The sequence below is a fragment of the Acinetobacter sp. CAU_H_60 genome, assembly GCF_058599385.1.
Genome location: NZ_CM178653.1, coordinates 148,358 through 165,253 on the forward strand (window position 1 = coordinate 148,358; position 16,896 = coordinate 165,253).

General features: G+C 43.9%; 11 protein-coding genes. 7 read left to right on the top strand and 4 right to left on the bottom strand.

Features of this window, described 5'->3' with window-relative positions:
• Positions 1 to 5: 5 nt before the first annotated feature.
• A complete protein-coding gene (msuE, locus tag AC4MBN_RS00695; protein WP_005232646.1) occupies positions 6 to 740 on the bottom strand; it encodes an FMN reductase in 735 nt (244 codons plus the stop codon).
• 373 nt (positions 741 to 1,113) lie between these two features.
• Between msuE and AC4MBN_RS00700 the strand changes: the two genes are divergently transcribed.
• Positions 1,114 to 1,764: a response regulator gene (locus tag AC4MBN_RS00700; protein ID WP_004781530.1), complete on the top strand. Its 651-nt coding sequence runs from the start codon at positions 1,114 to 1,116 to the stop codon at positions 1,762 to 1,764.
• A 66-nt stretch (positions 1,765 to 1,830) separates the two neighbouring features.
• Here the strand turns inward: AC4MBN_RS00700 and AC4MBN_RS00705 are convergent, their stop codons facing one another.
• Both AC4MBN_RS00705 and AC4MBN_RS00710 read right to left on the bottom strand, forming a co-directional pair.
• Positions 1,831 to 2,598 carry a hypothetical protein gene (locus tag AC4MBN_RS00705; protein ID WP_491880486.1) on the bottom strand — a complete coding sequence of 256 codons (768 nt, stop codon included), beginning with the start codon at positions 2,596 to 2,598 and terminating at the stop codon, positions 1,831 to 1,833.
• Between the two features lie 417 nt (positions 2,599 to 3,015).
• Positions 3,016 to 6,507 carry a PAS domain-containing hybrid sensor histidine kinase/response regulator gene (locus AC4MBN_RS00710; RefSeq protein WP_491880487.1) on the bottom strand — a complete coding sequence of 1,164 codons (3,492 nt, stop codon included), beginning with the start codon at positions 6,505 to 6,507 and terminating at the stop codon, positions 3,016 to 3,018.
• 182 nt (positions 6,508 to 6,689) lie between these two features.
• Here AC4MBN_RS00710 and AC4MBN_RS00715 point away from each other — a divergent pair, with 182 nt between their 5' ends.
• The 5 genes from AC4MBN_RS00715 to AC4MBN_RS00735 all read left to right on the top strand — a co-directional run bounded on the left by AC4MBN_RS00715 (position 6,690) and on the right by AC4MBN_RS00735 (position 13,117).
• Positions 6,690 to 7,022, top strand: coding sequence for a DUF485 domain-containing protein (locus AC4MBN_RS00715; RefSeq protein WP_004781535.1), 333 nt, complete (start codon positions 6,690 to 6,692; stop codon positions 7,020 to 7,022).
• Position 7,023: 1 nt separating this feature from the next.
• Entirely contained in the window at positions 7,024 to 8,739 is a 1,716-nt protein-coding gene (locus AC4MBN_RS00720) for a cation acetate symporter (RefSeq protein ID WP_180011055.1), read from the top strand.
• A 236-nt stretch (positions 8,740 to 8,975) separates the two neighbouring features.
• Complete coding sequence (locus AC4MBN_RS00725) at positions 8,976 to 9,692, top strand: ion channel (protein ID WP_419374861.1); 717 nt, start codon at positions 8,976 to 8,978, stop codon at positions 9,690 to 9,692.
• A gap of 178 nt (positions 9,693 to 9,870) precedes the next feature.
• Complete coding sequence (locus AC4MBN_RS00730; protein WP_491880488.1) at positions 9,871 to 11,835, top strand: glycine betaine transporter; 1,965 nt, start codon at positions 9,871 to 9,873, stop codon at positions 11,833 to 11,835.
• Positions 11,836 to 11,965: 130 nt separating this feature from the next.
• Complete coding sequence (locus AC4MBN_RS00735) at positions 11,966 to 13,117, top strand: IS4-like element ISAbe18 family transposase (RefSeq protein WP_058951619.1); 1,152 nt, start codon at positions 11,966 to 11,968, stop codon at positions 13,115 to 13,117.
• A 60-nt stretch (positions 13,118 to 13,177) separates the two neighbouring features.
• Here AC4MBN_RS00735 and omp33-36 read toward each other — a convergent pair whose 3' ends face one another.
• Positions 13,178 to 14,059, bottom strand: coding sequence for a porin Omp33-36 (gene omp33-36 / locus AC4MBN_RS00740; protein ID WP_491880489.1), 882 nt, complete (start codon positions 14,057 to 14,059; stop codon positions 13,178 to 13,180).
• Positions 14,060 to 15,171: 1,112 nt separating this feature from the next.
• Between omp33-36 and AC4MBN_RS00745 the strand changes: the two genes are divergently transcribed.
• On the top strand, positions 15,172 to 16,881 hold the full coding sequence (locus tag AC4MBN_RS00745; RefSeq protein WP_491880490.1) for a GGDEF domain-containing protein: 1,710 nt from the start codon (positions 15,172 to 15,174) through the stop codon (positions 16,879 to 16,881).
• Positions 16,882 to 16,896: the final 15 nt, after the last annotated feature.

The following is a 16,896-nucleotide window of genomic DNA, read 5'->3' on the forward strand; positions in this document are numbered from 1 at the left end:
GGCTATTAAGCCACTTGAGTCTTTGGCGCTTTCTTGCTGTGCAAACGGGATTCTGCGGCATCCAGACTTGGCACTGCAGCGGAAGGTAAAACTTCTTCCTGTTCGATTTGCTTATTGATGCCTAGGTTCTGGTTGGCTTGCTGAGATTTTTCTTTAATGACCTCAGCACGCTGCCCCTTTGCTGGCGCCCATTCAAGGATCGGTAGGGCACGAGCCACTGCCAAGGTAATACGGGCACGGAGTAATTCGCTATGAATGGTGTATTCAGGCGTAAAGTCACGATCTGTGGCATACACCCCGATTGGCAGAGTTTGTGCCTGGAAGAAGCTGAACAATGGACGTAATTGGTGTTCAAGAACCAGCGCATGACGGTCACTGCCACCAGAAGCTGCTAAAAGAACCGGTACATCTACCAGCGCCGTTTGTTCTACGAAGTCAAAAAAGTGCTTAAACAGACCCGTAAATGAAGCGCGGTAAACAGGCGTACCGACAATCAGGGCATCTGCTGCTTCAACGGCTGCCAGATCATCCTGTACGCGTTGCGGTAACTGGTTACGGTAAATTGCACCACCTAAAAGCTGGCCGATTTCGCTGAACTTAATGAAATGTACATTGATTGGCGTCGCTTCACCCAGTTCATCCAGAATGGCTTGAACCAGTGCTTCGGTTTTAGATGGGTGATTCAGGCCGCCAGAAACAGCCACGATGTTTAAAGGTTTTTGCTCGGAAAAATGGGACATGTGAAGTACCTAAAAATGGTTAAGCTCGGAATGACCCTATTAATCCCGATTGCCGCAGTAGGTGTAAAATAACGAAATGCTGAAAAGTTATCTGATTTTTCTATATAAGCGGAAAATTTGCTTCTGAAACATAGAGAGCTGGATAAATAACTGATAACTATATTTATATTGAATAAAGATAAGCTATGCAGAATAGGAATAAATCATATATAAAAAAGTGATGAGAATTAAAGAATTATTGAAATAAGCCAAAATTTAAAAAAATTAAAGAAAAACTCCACATTATTTAAAAAATTGGTGATCTTGCATATCCATAAACTGGCTTGTGTGGTTAGAATAGGAGCTACTGTGCACAAGATCTCTCTCACGTCCTATGAATATTTTAATCGTTGATGATCATCCACTGTTTCGTCATGCTCTGATCCAAGCTGTTCGTTATAGTCTGCCACAAGCGCAGATTCATGAAACTGCAGCAGTCAATGAATTTTATGAACGTCTAGAAAATGGTCCTGAGCCTGATCTTGTCCTTCTGGATTTAAACCTGCCAGGTGCATCGGGCTTTTCTGCTCTGGTCCACGTTCGCGCCCAATATCCTTCGATTCCAATTATTGTCGTTTCTGCTCACGAAGAAGCCAGCATTATCCAGCGTGCGATTGCACATGGTGCAATGGGCTATATTCCAAAATCTGCACATCCAAGCCATATTGGTGAAGCGATTCGTGAAGTCCTTGAAGGTGAAATCTGGTTACCACCAAATCTGCCAGCCAACATGAACTTTGATCCGCGTGCTGCAGATGAAACTGCATTGGCAGAACGGATTCAGTCTTTAACACCACAACAGTTCCGTGTCTTGATGATGGTAGCCGAAGGCTTGCTGAACAAACAGATTGCTTATGAACTGGATGTTTCAGAAGCCACCATTAAAGCGCACGTGACAGCAATCTTCCGTAAGCTGGGTGTACAAAACCGTACCCAGGCGGTGCTTGCCATCAATGCCTTGAATATTGAAGAAAAGAAAATGTAAGTGAGGCAGCTTACAAAATAAAAAAGACCTCACATGAGGTCTTTTTTATTTTGAGAATATTGCAGATTAAGCAATATAATCCTGTTTTTGGGTGACATCGGTACAGAACATGGGGTTCAGTGCAGATTGCAATTCATCTATCTGTTCTTGGGTGACATAGCCTTTGGAGATCAGATATTCCGCCACACGGTCATCACGCAGACTCAGGAAAGTTGCATCATAAACCCCCAAATCTACAAACAGGGCAGCAGTTTCCAGACTGTTAAAACGGTCCAGATAAACTTCATCTTCATACATCAGGAACACATGCTCGTCTGTGCTATTCGGATCGACCTGTAGGTGCTCTGCCAGTTCATGTGGGCAGGTCTTGATAAAGAGCAAGTCAGAGAGTTCATCAAACTGGGTCGTGTCCAGGCAATCTTCTTCATTTTTCACTTTGCCGAGCCACGCTTTAAAGACCAGAACAGCGCCACCACGCAGCAGCATACTCCAGATCTGATAGCGGGTTTTTGCTGGCAAATCTTCGGCTTCCGCTTCCAGAGATTCAATCAGCTTGTTTTCCTGTTCAGCCAGACGTTCAAATAAGCCTAAACCTTGCGGTTTGTAGGCATAAGGTTCAAAGACATCAAAATGCAGTTCATCAAAAACTTGCAGGGCTAAAGGAACCGCATGCTGATACAAGGTTTCAAGTGCCTGAATCTGGGTATCGTCGAGTTTGCTGTATTTAAACATTTGTGCCCAGTCGATGCTGGGTAATAAGGCATTAGCACCATATTGGCGATGGAATTGCTGAGTCTGTGCGGGAAGCTGAGCAATTGATTCATCGAGTTTCATTTTTATAACTCCTATCTAGCAGTGCAAATAGACCAGCTGCCAAAAGGATTTAGGCATTGTCAGATGGAAACTGATCGTTTCTTATATTGTCTATTTTTAGAACTAGGCTGGTTGTATTAAAAATACGACCAAAGTTCTATCTGCTACAAAATAGGATTAAAAATTAATTTAAAACAAATATTTAAATAATTGTAACTAGGTGTACACATGTATATTAATAGAATTGGTGGCTTTTGCCATAGAGAATGCTGAAATGATAATTTTGAGCAATTTATCAGCAGGAATTATGTGAAATTTGGTGCTTTTAGCACATTGGCCTGATTTTTTTGCCAGTCAGGTAAAGAAAGGTATTTGTTCAGTATAAAAAATGCCCACTTTAAATCATTAAAATGGGCATTGAGATGAAAATAAAAAGTTCTAGCTACCTGAGATTTTCAGACCGGATAACCAGGAACGGAGTGAAGCAGGCTTCAACGGTTTTTTCAGCAGGACAATATTTAAATCCTTCAGGCGCTGTGGCAGTTCCGGATCAGAATCTGCGGTAATTAATGCCACCGGAATATCACTACTGCGATGTTCCAGAATAAAGTCCAGACCGATCTTGTCCTGATTTAAATGCTGATCCACCAGCCAGACCTGAATATTTTCCTGCTGGATCATTTCGGCTGCCTGTTCTGGTTCGGTGGCTTTAAAGACCTGATAACCCCATTTGGTCAATAAGGTCGACATGCCTTCCAGAATAGTTTCATCATTGTCCAGACATAGAATCTTAAAGGCCTTGGACTTCAATGGCACAGCCTGAACAGGGGCGGCAACGACTTTCGGTGCTGCGGTCAACGGTACTTCAATCATGAAGCAGGAGCCTTTGCCCAGCTCGGAAGAAACATGAACTGGATAATCCAGTAAACCGGTCATACGTTGCACGATGGCGAGACCAAGCCCCAGACCCTGTTCACCCCAAGGCGAAGTATGGCCACAACGCTCGAATTCCTGGAACAGCTTGATGCGCTGTTCTTCAGCAATACCGGGACCGGTATCCCAAACCCCGATCCGGATATGGTTCGGTCGGTTGCTAGAACGCAGTACACCCACCACAACCTTACCTTTGGCGGTATAACGCAGGGCATTGCTGACAAAGTTCTGGATAATCCGGCGAATCCATTGCGGATCGGTATCGATCCAGAACTGGGCATCATGTACCCGCAGTTTGATGCCACGCTGTGCTGCAATGGATTTGAATTGCAGTTTCAGATCACTTAATAAGTCATGCAGTGGATAAGCCTGACGTTTCGGCTGAATCGTACCGCCCTCCAGTCGGGCAATATCCAGCAGAGCTGAGAGCATGCTTTCTGCCCCATGCAGGGCACGATCCAGTTGCTGCAGGGTCTTGCGATCTTCTTCGCTTTGTACACTTTGCTCCAGCGCCGTACTGAACAGACGTGCAGCATGCATTGGCTGTAACAGGTCATGACTGGCGGCAGCAATAAAGCGGCTCTTGGACATATTGGCTTTGTCGGCTTGTTCACGCGCCAGTTGCTGTTCAGACAGGGCATCAGCGAGCTGCTGAGTACGATCCTGAACCCGGGCTTCCAGTAATGCTTCATTTTCACGGAAGGCAGTAATATCGGCAAAGGTCGTCACGAAACCACCGCCTTCAATTGGGTTACCCCGCATCTGAATCACGCGGCCGTCTTTACGGATCCGTTCAAATTCATGCGCACTACCAACCTGCATCCAGTGAATCCGTTTACGTACATGTTCTTCAACCGAACCTGGACCGCATTCACCGCGTTCAGCGTTATAACGAATCAGATCAGCGATTGGGCAACCGACATAAACAATATCTTTTGGATAATCGAACAGTTTCAGATACTGGTTGTTCCAAGCAACAAGACACATGTTTTCATCGACCACACTCACCCCTTGGGTCATATGGTCGATCATGGTCATGATCAGGTTCTGGTTAAAACGCTGCCATTGTGAGGCCTGATCCAGAATATTCGCCACCTGACCCAAGGCCAGGCCATTATTGACCATCGCGGTAGTCAGCAAGGTACGTGCCGATGCTGCACCAATGGTACCGGCCAGATACTGCTCGGTAAAACGCCACCACATGCCATTGGCACTGCTATTTTCATTCAGTTCCACACTATTTTGAGCACAGAACTGCTGGAAGGCCTGCATGGTTGGACCTTCACCGGTAATGCGCTTGGCCAGCGTAATCAGGTCACCAACTTTTAAACGGGCCACATCCTGATGCGAGTAGCTGACATCAGTAGATGGACTTTGAGAAGGAAGCGGCTTGGTTTCATAGTAAAAGAAACTTTCTGCCTGAATTTGTTCAGCCACACTTGGGCGGAACATCCGGGAAATCCAGATATATAGGAATGTATTCAGGCCTAGCGCCCAGACCACACCATGCGTCAGAGGATCAAAAGATTCGAAACCGATCAGGGCTTCAGGACGTAACCAGTTCCAGCCCAAGGGGCCTTGTTCCAGAAAACTCTGGCTAAACTGCTGATAGGCTTCTGGCAGGCTGCGCAAAATCGTTGGTAATAGCAGGGTATACGACCATAAAGCGAAACCGGTCAGCAGGCCAGCATATACACCTTGCTTGCTCCCGCCACGCCAATACAGACCACCAATCAGGGCAGGGGCGAATTGTGCCACGGCACTAAAGGCCAGCAGGCCAAAGACTGAGAGCTGGTCAATATCATTAAAAAAGTTGAAGAACAGAAAGCCCATCAACATCACGGCCAGAATACAGATCCGGCGGGTAAATTTGAGTACCAGTGGTAAACGCTTGTCATGCCGTGAGATCAGGTTTAACCGCCAGAGCGCTGGCATGATCAGGTCATTACTCAGCATGATCGACAGGGCTACTGAAGACACCAGTAACATACCAGTCGAAGCCGAGAAGCCCCCTAAGAAGGCCAGTAAAGTTAGCCAGTCCTGATTATAGCTAAGCGGTAAAGACAGCACTGCAACATCAGGAATCGCCAGATATTGCGGTGCTGCATGCAGTGCCCAGCTGGCGATCGGGATAATTGCCAGTGTGGTCAGAATCAGATAAATGGCAAACCAGCGACGTGCACCACGGATATGTTTTTCATCCCGTAATTCAACCACTGCTACGTGGAATTGACGTGGCAAACAGATAATCGCCAGTGCAGCCAGTAAAGTCTGTACCCAGAAGCTTTCCGGTACGCCAAATAGCTGTACATCATGGAAGGTAGACTGAATATCGCTACTGATCTGAGGCAGATTTTCTGGTGCTTCAAAAATAAAGAAACAGGCTACGGCCAGCAAGGCAAATAGCTTGACGAAGGATTCAAAGGCGACAGCCAGCATCAGACCGCCATGCTGTTCGGTATTGGCAATCTGCCGGGTACCGAAAATCATCGCTAAAATTGCCAGGACGCCAGTCAGGAACAGTACGCTATTGGTGGTACTGGCAATCCCGGCTGAAGGTTCCAGAATGACCGCCGCACTCAAGGCAATAGCACGTAACTGCAAGGCCAGATAGGGAATGATGGCAATCACCGCCAGAATGGTCACCAGTGAAGCCAGAGGCCCACTTTTACCATAACGTGCAGCGACGAAATCCGCGATCGAAGAAATCGCATGATGCTGGCGTACCCGTCCCAGACGGCGCCAGATATCGTAACCAATCGCGACAAAAAGCAGGGGACCAAGATAGATCGGCAGGAAAATAATCCCTTCACGAACCGCAGCGCCAGTCGCGCCATAAAATGTCCAGGAAGAGCAGTAGACGCCTAAAGTTAAACTAAACAATAGCATGCGGCCACGGGTACTCAGCCGGCTGGCATGTTTTTCCCCATAGAAAGCGCAAGTAAAGAGTAAAGTGATATAGAGGGCGAGCACCCCTATGATGAGCCAACTGTTCATATAGCCTGATGTGTACTGTGCATGACGCTATGATACCGCATCATGCACTCAGCAGTTTAAATTGATCATTTTTTAACGACCAAAGTCTAAATTACAAGTCATTCTAAATGTTGTTATTTTGCAACAGTGATAATTCGAATTAAAAAATAGTAAGCCCATGGTGGGGCTACAGGAGTGTAACTATGGATGAGGCACAAGTAGAAAGAATTCTACAGAATCCCAAATTCAAAGAAATGGTACGTAGAAAAAGTACGCTGAGCTGGACCTTAACCGGCATCATGCTATTTGTCTATGTCGGTTTCATGTTGCTTGTTGGCTACAACAAAGAATTTCTATTGTCTTCAATTTCTGGCGGTGTAACGACCTGGGGTGTACCTCTAGGTATCGGTATCATTATTTTGTCTTTTATATTGTGCTGGGTGTATTCCTACATTGCCAATAACAAACTTGATCAGCTGAACAGAGAAGCAATTCAGGAAGTGGAAGCGATTACAAAAGAAAAGGGGCAACACTAAGATGAAAGGGATTTCATATCAAGCGCTTGCTGCTGCAGCGCTGACCTTGCTCAGCTCGGCAATGGCATTTGCTGGACCAGATCTGGGTGCTGCGGAGCAGCAAGCGACCAACTGGCACGCGATTATCATGTTTGTGATTTTCGTTGGAGCAACCTTATTTATTACCAAATGGGCTGCCAAACAAACCACAAATACCAATGATTTCTATACTGCCGGCGGCGGCATTTCTGGTTTCCAGAACGGTCTGGCCATTGCTGGTGACTTCATGTCTGCAGCATCTTTCCTCGGTATTTCCGCGATGGTGTTCCTGTCAGGTTTTGACGGATTACTGTACTCACTAGGCTTTATGGTGGGTTGGCCAATCGTTTTATTCCTGGTGGCAGAACGTTTGCGTAACCTGGGTAAATTCAACCTGTCTGATGTAGTATCCTTCCGTCTGGAAGAAAAACCGGTGCGTACTCTGGCTGCATTAAGTTCACTGGTTGTGGTGGCGTTCTACCTGATCGCACAGATGGTGGGTGCAGGTCAGTTGATCAAATTACTTTTCGGTCTGAACTACAACATTGCTGTGGTAATTGTTGGCCTGCTGATGATGGCTTACGTAATCTTCGGTGGCATGCTGGCAACGACTTGGGTACAGATTATTAAAGCCGTGATGCTGTTGTCTGGTGCGACATTTATGGCTTTCATGGTCATGAAAGGCGTAGGTTTTAGCTTCACCAATATGTTTGAACAATCGATTCAGGTTTACTCTAAAGTACATGACCTGAGTCTTGCAGATGCAACCAAGATCATGGGCCCAGGTAACCTGGCTTCGAATCCAGTCGATGCGATTTCTCTCGGTCTGGCGCTGATGTTTGGTACAGCAGGTCTGCCACATATCCTGATGCGCTTCTTTACGGTAAAAGATGCCAAAGAAGCACGTAAATCAGTGGTTGTTGCGACAGGCTTTATTGGTTACTTCTACCTGTTAACCTTCATTATCGGTTTTGGTGCGATTCTATACGTAGCGAATAACCCGCAGTTCCTGGACATTGCGAAAATGGCAATCACAGGCAAGCTAGAGCTGGTGGGCGGTAACAACATGGCTGCGGTTCACCTGGCAGATGCTGTGGGTGGTGACCTGTTCATGGGCTTCATTTCTGCAGTGGCATTCGCAACCATTCTTGCAGTTGTTGCAGGTTTGACCTTGTCAGGTGCTTCAGCAATTTCACATGACTTGTATGCAAACGTATTCAAGAAAGGCCGTACTACGCCTGAATCTGAACTGCGCATGTCTAAAATTGCGACCCTTGGTCTTGCTATCTTTGCGATGATTCTGGGAATCCTGTTCGAGAAGCAAAACGTTGCCTTCATGGTGGGTCTGGCATTCTCGGTAGCCGCATGTGCCAACTTCCCGGTACTGGTACTGTCTATGTTCTGGAAAGGCCTGACTACACGTGGTGCTGTCATTGGTGGCGTGGTTGGTCTGGTGACTGCGGTAGTACTGATCGTACTGTCTAAAGCCGTTTGGGTAGATACTTTCGCGATTTCAGATACACCAGTCGTTCCATTTAATGGTCCTGCATTATTTGCAATGCCACTGTCTTTCTTCTGCTGCTGGTTCTTCTCCATCACAGACCGCTCAGTGAAAGCACAAGCAGAACGCAAAGCCTTTGATGCACAGTTTGTTCGTTCACAAACAGGTATTGGAATCTCAGGTGCATCTGATCACTAAGATCTGATGTCCTAAAAAAGCCTCCTGATGGGGGCTTTTTTTATAGCGATAAAATACCTGAGTTATCAAATGGAGAGGAGGACTTTTGGATAGTCAATCTTAAGTAGAACACTCTCACTTTTAACTGAGATTTCAATGATTTTTATACAATCCTGTTTCTATCCATTAGCCAGATCATGCTATGTTAAGCCAGCGATAACAATAATGATGCTCGACAGGACATCAAGACAAATCTCATGAAGCACTCCCTGCTACGATTCTGGACCCATTTTAAGTATCTGCCTTCTGCGTGGCTACTATGCCTACAATTACTGATTCTGATCCTATCGATGCTGAGTTATGACAGTGTGTCTTATCGCGCGGGTACATGGATGCTGGGGGTGATGGTCTTGCTGGTGATTGCCAAGGTAATTCGTCAGACTCCGATGTTTACCATTCTGGGACTCATCTTTGTCGCAGGGGCTATTTTCTTTTCGTCATTAATTGTGTTGGGGCTGCGCTATACCTGGATCATGATCGTCGCCCACCTGTTTGAAGCCAGCGCCTATTTCAGTGCAGCGTATGGCCTGTTACGTTATATGTTTCATGATCGTTATCTGACCAAAGATGAGCTGTTTGCAGCGGGAGCGGTTTTTACGTTGCTGGCTTGGGGCTTTGCTTTTCTCTATAGCATTTGCCAGTTATGGGTGCCTTACAGCTTTTCAGACCCAGATTTAAAAGCTTATCAGCCATGGCTGGATCTGCTCTTTCTGAGCTTTAGTGTGCAGTCTGCTACAGGATTATCTGATGTGATGCCGGTCAGCCCGGTCGCACGGATGCTGGCCATTATCCAGATGTTTGTCGGGGTGATGTATCTGGCCCTGATTGTCTCGCGTCTGATTGCCTTACAGTATATTTCCCATCTTCCTAAACAGACTTATATACAACATAAGCATAGAAAGCCTGAGGAATAGAACGTACAGAGCTGTATAGCTTGGTTACAGTAACTTAACGGCTTTATTTTCCTGTATATTTTAAAATCTTAAGGTCCAAAACGTATCTTTGACCGTAATTCTCTCGGTCAGAATGTTTTTACTTATCAATAATGATTCAAGCCTCCCGGCATTCAATCTATTAAAAAATGGGGGATCTATGCCTTCCAAACCTTCATCCTGGTTTGCCAATATCAATCCGAATGTCTTTATTAGTACAGTGGTGATTATCGCCATTTTTTTGGGACTGGTGATACTGGCACCTGATTCATTCGACCTGTTGACCAAGCAAATGAATGCGTGGATTACCACTTCATTTAGCTGGTTTTATGTCCTCTCCGTGGCGATCTTTCTGATTGTCCTGATTTATATTGCCCTGTCCGATATGGGGAAAATTAAACTCGGGCCTGACCATAGTCAGCCAAAATACAGCCAGGCATCCTGGTTTGCCATGCTGTTTACCGCAGGCATGGGGATCGGTCTGATGTTTTTCGGGGTTGCCGAACCGGTTATGCACTATGTTACGCCACCTGCTGGTGAACCGGAAACTGTACTGGCCGCACAGCAAGCTATTCGCGTGACCTTCTTCCACTGGGGTCTGCATGCCTGGGCGATTTACACCATTGTGGGTCTGTCATTGGCTTATTTTGCGTATCGACATAACCTGCCTTTAAAAGTTCGCTCCGCCTTATATCCATTAATCGGTAACCGGATTCATGGCCCGATCGGAGACGGGGTAGATACTTTTGCCACCTTAGGGACAGTATTTGGGGTCGCGACAACTTTAGGTTTTGGGGTGACCCAGATTAACTCCGGACTGAATTATCTGTTTGGAGTTGAGCAGACACCCAGTACTCAGGTTATTTTGATTATTGCCGTTACTGTAATGGCATCGATGTCGGTATTTTTTGGTTTGGATAAGGGCATCAAACGCCTGGCTGAACTGAATCTGCTGCTTGCCTTACTGCTACTCATCTTTGTTTTTGTTACCGGTCCAAGCATCTATCTTCTGCAGACCACCATTCAAAACTCTGGCCAGTATGTTGCAAACCTGTTCAGTATGACCTTTAATCTGTATGCCTATCAGCCTAGTGGCTGGATTGGTGGTTGGACCATTATGTATTGGGCCTGGTGGATTTCCTGGTCGCCATTTGTCGGGATGTTTATTGCCCGAGTATCCGAAGGCCGCAGTATCCGTGAGTTCATTGTTGGGGTTCTACTGATTCCTACCGGATTTACCCTGATCTGGATGGGCTTTATGGGTAATGCTGCATTATTCAGCATCATGCATGAAGCCAATACCAATCTGCTTGAAGCAGTACAACGTGACTCCTCTGTAGCACTGTTCGAATTTTTAGGCAATCTGCCATTTAATTCAGTTACCAGTATTATCGCTACGGTATTGGTTATCCTGTTCTTTGTCACTTCTGCAGATTCTGGATCATTAGTCACGGATTATCTCACTGCCAAAACCGAGAATTCACCGACCTGGCAGCGTCTGTTCTGGACCGTGTTAATGGCTTTATTGTCCATCATTCTGTTACTGGCGGGTGGCCTAGAGGCCCTGCAGTCGGCTACGATCATGAGTGCCTTACCGTTTACATTTATTATGCTGCTGATTTGCTGGGGACTGATTAAGGCCCTGCATCTGGATGTAACGAAAATGCATGCGCTACAAGCTGCACGCATTACCCCGCGGGCCATTCAGAACCCGCGTAGCTGGCAACAGCGACTCGGTTTAATTATGCATTATCCGCATACGCATGATGAAGTACGTGATTATATTGATACGATGGTCAGTAAAGCCTTTAACAGTTTTCAGGCTGAACTGAAACGTCGTCACATCCAGGTGAAAATCTTTAAACTGGAAGATGGAATCGAGTTACGTGTCGATCATCAGAATGAAATGAACTTTATTTATCAGGTCATTGCTACCCAGACTTTAGCACCAAGCTTTATGCCAGATGCAGATTCTCCGCAGTCTTATCAGGCAGAAGTCTTTTTAAGGGAGGGGGGGCAAAATTATGATGTGATGGAATGGACTCAGGAAGATTTGATCCAGGACATCATTGACCAATATGAACGCCATTTGCATTTTTTAAGTTTGGTCCGTTCTCCAGAATAAATATTTGATCCAATAAAAAAGGACGCTGATGCGCACTGCTGTCCCATAGTTTGCTTTAAATAAAAAAACCTGAGTCCTAACAGTTAAAATATGAGTGCAAACAAACACTTTAACGACCAGGATTCAGGTTTTGTCACATCAGAATACCGTATTTCATGAGCTAATTAAACCTGTTGTGCGACAGGATTTTGAACAACTTGCTAAAGTACACCATGTTGGACAGAAATTTAGAGCAGCTTCCCGGTGGGATCAGTTTATTGCCATATTGATGTCTCAATTCTCTTGTAGGCAAAGTCTGAGAGATATTCAATCCAATTTGGAGTGCCAACAGGAAAAGCTAAGTCATCTCGGAGCAAAGTCTATTCCCCGAAGCACGCTGGCACGAATCAATGAGCAGCAGCCTGCTGCCTTGTATCAACAGCTATTTTACAAGTTGCTTAAATACTATGAACACTCAAAAGTCGCTCATAAATTTCGCTTTAAGAATCCCTTGTATTCCTTGGATGCCAGTCATATTGACCTGTCGCTTTCCTTATGTGAATGGGCCAAAGTTCACGACTCAAAAGCCAGCATGAAACTCAGTATAGGATTGAATCACAGCAATGATATTCCTGAGTTTGTTGCAGTTGAAAATGGCAAAGAAAATGACATGGTACAAGGCCGCAAATTCCAGTTTCCTGCTGGCAGCATTGTAGTTTTTGATAAAGGCTATGTCGATTACCAATGGTATGCAAATCTGACTGCTCAAAACATTGGATTTGTCACACGTTTTAGGCCTAAATCTGTGTATCAGGTGATCCAGCAACATCCAGTGCTTGAATCCAAAGGTATTCTAAAAGATGAAACCATTCAGCTGAATAGCGCACATGCCCTAAAAAGAAAAGCCCCAGTGTTAAGAAGAATTGAATATAGAGATCAGCAAAGTGGCAAGCACTTTAGCTTTCTCAGCAATAACTTTCATTTAGCCGCCTCCACCATTGCGGCGATTTATAAAGATCGTTGGAAAGTTGAGCTGTTCTTTAAGGCGATTAAGCAGAATCTCAAATTAAAAGCGTTTCTAGGCCGCAGCAGGAACGCAATTCAGACACAAATCTGGATTGCGATGATCGCCTATTTATTGGTGAGTTTCGCTCAACATTTAGGAAAAACAGGTTGGACAGTTCAACGTTTACTCAGAATAATTCAAGTGAATTTGTTTGAAAGAAGAACTTTAAAAGCTTTATTTTCACCCGATAAAATACCCATAAAACAAGAGGAAGCTCATTTGAGCTTCCTCTTGTGAAAAATTGTGGGACAGCAATGCGCTGATGCGTCCTTTTTTATTCAGTCACTAATTCAGAAATTAGAAACGGAATTTAGCATTTAAGCCTACAGTTTGTGTATCAAGTGCATTGCCTTCAGCATTAGCATTTACATACGATGCACCTACAGCAACTGCTGGAGTGATGAAGTAGTTTACATTCGCGCCCCAAGCTTTGTCTGGAGAGTTAGCGTAGCTAGATTCCATATAAGATGCACCAACGCTTAACTGTGGGTTAAGGAAAAGAGTTGTACCTAAGTTGTAGGCAGTATCTTCGCCATAAACTAGGCCACTTTCAAAACCAATTGACATGTTAGTACCGTCAATCGCGCCTACATATTTAGTGCGGGCAGTGATTGCGTCTTGGTCTTCATTGATTGTGCCAGATTCAAGAGCAGCTTTAGCAACACCGTTGTTAAACATGTTGAAAGCATCATAAGAAGTTTGGTCAGCAACGCTGGTATAACCCACAGCAACCAAGAAGTTAGGAATCAATAATGCACCAAGTTCTAATGCATAACGGTCGCCATTGTCATCTGCTTTACCAGCTTTATTATCAGCAATTGTATGGCTATAAGAAGCGCTTGCATAAACAGGCACAACTTTAGTTGGGATATAAGTTTCACCTTTCACGCCGTAAGTATGATTTACAGTACGTGAACGTCCAGCTTCTTCTTGACCATTTTCGCCATAGCTATACGCTAGAGCAACATTAGACGCTTGGTTTAGGAAAGCAGCTTCAGCTAAAGGACCTTTAGACGCATCTACATCTTTGAAGTAGTAAGTACCTTGAACAGCGCCAGTGAAGTCTTTGTCATTCGCAGTGTTGTCGATGTACTCTGACTGACCTTGAACTTCAAATTGATATGCTTGAGCACCGGTCATGGCTAATAATAAAGCAGTGGCTAAACCGAGTTTTTTCATGATATTTACCATTTTGTTACAAAAGATGTACAACAGGAACGTATTGTATTGTGACAATTTATTAAGTCAATCCAATTCGAAATCGCTATTTTTTTAAGCTAAATCATTGTATTAATTTTGTGTAAAATTTAAGTATCAGGCTCGGAAGCCATTTTAGATAAAAACTCTTGTATAACAAAAAGCTAGAATTTAAATATAGATTTTGACTAAAAATTAAGGAGAAATTGTGTGATTATTTAAATCACTTAGTACGATCAATTTTAATTTAATAATCTATTAAAACAATTAATAATCGGTGAGCTAATTCATAAATGTGTCAAGAAGTGCAACATGTCTTGACTGGATTGCTTAATTTTAGAGCATAATCAGCTCGAGCTTCAGAATGAATGTCTGTTTTTTAAGCTAGATGGGCATGTTTTATAATCTTGACTGAAGCAATCGACTTTACATTTTTGGGGGAATTTTACATAATATGAAAATCAAGTTAGAGTTCACACTTTCATAGTGATTTAGCCTGATTCTCCACATATTTTTGTTTTTATCGGCCCAGCTTTCCCCAAGGTTGGGCTTTTTTTTACCTAAATTTTCTGGAAATCTCAGTTTACGGATTACTTCATAAAAGAAGATGAAAAAACAAGTATAGAAAGCCGTCAAAGATGATTCTTTAATGCACCTTAATGGTGCATTAATTCAATTTAAAAATAGCCTTGTTCTATAAAATTGCAAAAAAAAACCTCAATTTCTATAAAGAATTGAGGTTTTTTCGCCAAAATTTGCGGGTAAATCAAAAAATCTGCTGAGGAATAATTTAACTCGCCCTAATGCGGTGCATTATGCACCTAATTGTTGCACGTGTAAATAGTTCAGAAAGCGAGTTTTTTAATTTTCTTATATTTTAAATTATGAAATTTTCATTCCTATTTATGTTTTAGTGATAACAGATAGAAAATCCTGAAAATATAAAGAGCTAAAACCTTTAAGAACATAAGAAAAACCTTCTGAAAATCAACGTAATTGGGAAGAAATATTGATGATGAGTAGGTGTTTATTTGTATAATCTATCTACTATTAAATGGGGAGTCCTTGATTGATGTGAAGGACTAAAAATCAAGATGAATACTTTGCGCTCTGAGAAAATCAGCAAACATCTGTACTGGTCGATGTCGATCATTATTTTATGTTTATTGTGTATTTGTATTCCCTTGATTATTGATAGTAGTCAACATTATTTAAAATCAAAACAAACCTATCAGCAGCTTGATGCCTTACAACAGGTCACCGATCTCGCCAATAAGATCTCCCGTGAACGGGCACCCGCCAACAAAGTTATGTCCAGTTCGGTTGAGGAATTTGTCAAATATCAGCAGGAGTTAAGCGATTACCGTCAGGAAGTCGATCAACAGATGCAGATTACAGCTCAGGCACTCGATCAGGTCGGTTTTAATCACCTAAGCCAGCAACTTTTATCTGAGTTAAAGCCTAGTCTGCAATATGGGCGTAAGCAGGTCGATCTCTATACTCAGATACCTCGCCCGGAACGTACTGCACAGGAAATGGATCAGGCCATTCTCGCCATGTTTAGTGCCTGGGAGAGCAGCCGTGAAATTCTGAAAGGAGTAGTGATTGCCTCTGCTACTCCATCTGCACGTTTGGATAATTACATGAGTGAAATCCTGTTTTTATCTGATCTTAGGGATCAATCGGGTCGGGTAGCGTCAAATGTTATGGCTCATGTGACATTTGGAACCCAGATTCCGGAGCAAAACATTACCCGTTCCTTACAGGTCCAGCATCAGGTACGTTATCTCTGGGATATCATTGATACGCTACAGCCTGTTCAGGACAAAACCGATGAATTTATTCGTCTACATCAACGGGTCGGAACTGAATTTATCCAGCAAGGTTTACCGATTGTGGAGCGACTGATTGAAGATAGTCGGCAGCAGCGTCCTTACTATTTAACTGGAACCCAGCTGACTGAAGCCATTGTAGATAAATTTACAACAGTGATTGATTTGCAGAGCTATTTACTGCAATACACCAAAGATGTGGCTGTTAAGGAAATGCGCCACAGTCTGAATCATTTGATTTGGACAGTGGCCTTATCTGGAATTTCCCTGATTACGGCAATTTTGACCATGATTTTTGCGCGTAAACGCATCTTTATTCCTTTAATTCGCGCACGTAAAATTTTATTTGATTTGTCCACTGGGTCTGAACGGAAGCAAGCACCATCAAAACTAAAAACAGACCGGCCTACTGAATCCTTATTTACAGCAATTCAAAAACTGCAGTATACGCTGCAAGAGCGTGAAGCATTAGAATTTCGACTGAAAAATATTGCCCATTCCGATTCCCTGACCGGACTGGCTAACCGTTTTGCGCTCGATGAATATATCCGTTTTATGGAAACGCATCCGACCCAGTTTAAGCGAACCTGCCTGATGATTATTGATATTGATCATTTTAAACAGGTCAATGATCAATATGGGCATATTATTGGTGATCAGGTCATTCAGCTGGTTGCAGAACGCTTAAAAGCCAATGTCCGTGCTTCGGATCTGCTGGTTCGCTATGGCGGAGACGAATTTCTGGTCCTGATTGAAAATATCGAGATGCAGCATGCTTTTATGCTAGCGAATAAAATCCGGACTGAAGTCGCTGAGCATTCTATTCTGACCTCAGCTGATGAAGATATTCATGTATCGGTGAGTATTGGGGTGGCGATTGGCGCAGAGTCGTGGATTGCGTTACTGGAACAGGCCGATGAGGCGTTATTTAAGGCCAAAGCCAAAGGACGTAATGTGGTGGCTGAGGTTTAAACCACTTAACTGAAT

Bases quoted from the DNA above. Each gene is read 5' to 3' on its own strand.
- AC4MBN_RS00715 (WP_004781535.1), top strand. From the start codon at position 6,690: ATGGATGAGGCACAAGTAGAAAGAATTCTACAGAATCCCAAATTCAAA.
- AC4MBN_RS00710 (WP_491880487.1), bottom strand. From the start codon at position 6,507: ATGAACAGTTGGCTCATCATAGGGGTGCTCGCCCTCTATATCACTTTA.
- AC4MBN_RS00730 (WP_491880488.1), top strand. From the start codon at position 9,871: ATGCCTTCCAAACCTTCATCCTGGTTTGCCAATATCAATCCGAATGTC.
- AC4MBN_RS00700 (WP_004781530.1), top strand. From the start codon at position 1,114: ATGAATATTTTAATCGTTGATGATCATCCACTGTTTCGTCATGCTCTG.
- msuE (WP_005232646.1), bottom strand. From the start codon at position 740: ATGTCCCATTTTTCCGAGCAAAAACCTTTAAACATCGTGGCTGTTTCT.
- AC4MBN_RS00720 (WP_180011055.1), top strand. From the start codon at position 7,024: ATGAAAGGGATTTCATATCAAGCGCTTGCTGCTGCAGCGCTGACCTTG.
- AC4MBN_RS00745 (WP_491880490.1), top strand. From the start codon at position 15,172: ATGAATACTTTGCGCTCTGAGAAAATCAGCAAACATCTGTACTGGTCG.
- AC4MBN_RS00725 (WP_419374861.1), top strand. From the start codon at position 8,976: ATGAAGCACTCCCTGCTACGATTCTGGACCCATTTTAAGTATCTGCCT.
- omp33-36 (WP_491880489.1), bottom strand. From the start codon at position 14,059: ATGAAAAAACTCGGTTTAGCCACTGCTTTATTATTAGCCATGACCGGT.
- AC4MBN_RS00705 (WP_491880486.1), bottom strand. From the start codon at position 2,598: ATGAAACTCGATGAATCAATTGCTCAGCTTCCCGCACAGACTCAGCAA.